This is a genomic window from Vibrio sp. 1078-1 (assembly GCF_033340475.1).
The window spans coordinates 1-539 of record NZ_JAWOWM010000788.1; the positions used below are offsets into that span (position 1 = coordinate 1).

Here is a 539-nt window from a genome sequence, read left to right on the forward strand (position 1 = left end):
AGACAAACGCGCTTCATCAAGCAGCATTTCGGCGTTGCCTTCAAAGGCAATTTGACCTTTTTTGAGCGCAACTATGTGGGTTGCGTAGCGCAATGCTAAGTTCAAATCATGCAGGATCACGATAATGCCTACGTTCTCGGTTCGATTCAGCTCTGCCAGTAGCGCCATCAGTTGAAATTGATGGTGAACATCGAGCGCGGAGGTCGGTTCATCTAGGATCAAAATCGGTGATTGTTGAGCCAACAGCATCGACACCCAAGCGCGTTGGCGCTCACCGCCCGATAAATCGTCCGCTAATGCTTGAGCAAACGGAGCAACGCCAGTGCGAGCCATGGCTTCAGCGATAATCTGTTTGTCTTCAGGTTTCCAACGACCAAGTGCGCCACGCCACGGAAAGCGGCCTAAGCGCACTAGCTCTTCTACCGTTAAACCAGCCGAGGAGGGCAGCTTTTGTGGCAAATAGGCTATCTGCTTTGCCAGCTCTTTGGTTTTGAGTGATGAAAGGGAAGTGTCATTTAATGCTACCGTGCCTTTATCTG

General features: G+C 50.6%; 1 protein-coding gene. It reads right to left on the reverse strand.

The genetic code is table 11. The features are described 5' to 3' along the window. On the reverse strand, window positions 1–539 hold a 539-nt coding region (locus R7190_RS30065), incomplete at both ends, for an ABC transporter ATP-binding protein (protein ID WP_318138234.1).